The organism is uncultured Microbulbifer sp. (assembly GCF_947498635.1).
GTDB classification, from domain to species: domain Bacteria; phylum Pseudomonadota; class Gammaproteobacteria; order Pseudomonadales; family Cellvibrionaceae; genus Microbulbifer; species Microbulbifer echini.
Genome location: NZ_CANMKV010000077.1, coordinates 1 through 2,500, shown reverse-complemented (window position 1 = coordinate 2,500; position 2,500 = coordinate 1). Strand labels below are relative to the sequence as shown.

Genomic DNA, 2,500 nt, shown 5'->3' with positions numbered 1-2,500 from the left:
AGGGGATGACCTGTGGATCGGAGTGAAAGGCTAATCAAGCCGGGAGATAGCTGGTTCTCCTCGAAAGCTATTTAGGTAGCGCCTCGCGTCTCACCCTCGGGGGTAGAGCACTGTTTGGGCTAGGGGGTCATCCCGACTTACCAACCCCATGCAAACTCCGAATACCGAGGAGTGCAATCGCGGGAGACACACGGCGGGTGCTAACGTCCGTCGTGGAAAGGGAAACAACCCAGACCGCCAGCTAAGGTCCCAAATACCAGTTAAGTGGGAAACGATGTGGGAAGGCCCAGACAGCTAGGAGGTTGGCTTAGAAGCAGCCATCCTTTAAAGAAAGCGTAATAGCTCACTAGTCGAGTCGGCCTGCGCGGAAGATATACCGGGGCTAAAACTGGTAACCGAAGCTGCGGATGCTAATTTATTAGCATGGTAGAGGAGCGTTGTGTAAGCCGTTGAAGGTGGATCGGGAGGTCTGCTGGAGGTATCACAAGTGCGAATGCTGACATGAGTAACGACAAGGGGGGTGAAAAACCTCCCCGCCGGAAGACCAAGGGTTCCTGTCCAACGCTAATCGGGACAGGGTTAGTCGGCCCCTAAGGCGAGGGCGAAAGCCGTAGTCGATGGGAAACAGGTTAATATTCCTGTACTCGCTATTGCTGCGATGGAGTGACGGAGAAGGCTAGGCCAGCATGGCGATTGGTTGTCCATGTTTAAGGTTGTAGGCTGGGGACTTAGGCAAATCCGGGTCCCTAAGGCTGAGAATTGATGACGAAGCTCACCTCGGTGAGTGAAGTGGTTGATGCCATGCTTCCAGGAAAAACTTCTAAGCTTCAGGCAATAGTGAACCGTACTCTAAACCGACACAGGTGGTCAGGTAGAGAATACCAAGGCGCTTGAGAGAACTCTGGTGAAGGAACTAGGCAAAATGGTACCGTAACTTCGGGAGAAGGTACGCCGGTTTTGGTGATGGGACTTGCTCCCTAAGCTGAGGCCGGTCGAAGTGACCAGGTGGCTGCGACTGTTTATTAAAAACATAGCACTGTGCAAACTCGTAAGAGGACGTATACGGTGTGACGCCTGCCCGGTGCCGGAAGGTTAATTGATGGGGTTAGCTTCGGCGAAGCTCTTGATCGAAGCCCCGGTAAACGGCGGCCGTAACTATAACGGTCCTAAGGTAGCGAAATTCCTTGTCGGGTAAGTTCCGACCTGCACGAATGGCGTAACGATGGCCACGCTGTCTCCACCAGAGACTCAGTGAAATTGAAATCGCTGTTAAGATGCAGTGTACCCGCGGCTAGACGGAAAGACCCCGTGAACCTTTACTACAGCTTTGCACTGAACTTTGAGCCTATTTGTGTAGGATAGGTGGGAGGCTTTGAAGCAGTAACGCTAGTTACTGTGGAGCCGTCCTTGAAATACCACCCTGGTATGTTTGAGGTTCTAACTCTGGTCCGTTATCCGGATCGAGGACAGTGTATGGTGGGTAGTTTGACTGGGGCGGTCTCCTCCCAAAGAGTAACGGAGGAGTACGAAGGTGCACTCAGCATGGTCGGAAATCATGCAATGAGCATAATGGTATAAGTGCGCTTGACTGCGAGACAGACATGTCGAGCAGGTACGAAAGTAGGTCATAGTGATCCGGTGGTTCTGTATGGAAGGGCCATCGCTCAACGGATAAAAGGTACTCCGGGGATAACAGGCTGATACCGCCCAAGAGTTCACATCGACGGCGGTGTTTGGCACCTCGATGTCGGCTCATCACATCCTGGGGCTGAAGCCGGTCCCAAGGGTATGGCTGTTCGCCATTTAAAGTGGTACGCGAGCTGGGTTTAGAACGTCGTGAGACAGTTCGGTCCCTATCTGCCGTGGGCGTTGGAGATTTGAGAAGAGTTGCTCCTAGTACGAGAGGACCGGAGTGAACGAACCTCTGGTGTTCCGGTTGTCACGCCAGTGGCATTGCCGGGTAGCTATGTTCGGACGGGATAACCGCTGAAAGCATCTAAGCGGGAAGCCTCCTTCAAGATAAGATCTCCCTGGGAACTTGATTCCCCTAAAGGGCCGTGGAAGACTACCACGTTGATAGGCTGGGTGTGGAAGCGCTGTGAGGCGTTGAGCTAACCAGTACTAATTGCCCGTGCGGCTTGACCATACAACAGAGATGGTTACTAACGACTAGCGTAAGCTAGCGGATTGTGGAAAGAAAGACACACAATATCCGACTTGCGGTGTATTACTACAGATTATTTTACCGACTTATTTGGGGTTATCGCCGGTCAATAAAATGACCGAGGCAAACAGCGATAACACGGCAGGCCGAGCACATTGCTTATAAGACCAAAGCCAACCCAAGCCAGTTTGCCTGACGACCATAGAGTTGTGGAACCACCTGATCCCTTACCGAACTCAGAAGTGAAACGCAACATCGCCGATGGTAGTGTGGGGTTTCCCCATGTGAGAGTAGGTCATCGTCAGGCTTATATTCCGAAAGGGCCACCCAATAGGG

Annotated in this window: 2 rRNA genes (1 of these 2 cut by a window edge); both read left to right on the top strand. The window is 52.4% G+C overall.

The annotated features are described in order from the left end of the window. A 23S ribosomal RNA gene (locus tag Q1A69_RS19650) occupies positions 1-2,146 on the top strand; it begins 742 nt to the left of the window's first position. 209 nt (positions 2,147-2,355) lie between these two features. Next, positions 2,356-2,471: ribosomal RNA gene (rrf, locus tag Q1A69_RS19645) — 5S ribosomal RNA — on the top strand. The last annotated feature ends 29 nt before the right edge of the window (positions 2,472-2,500 follow it).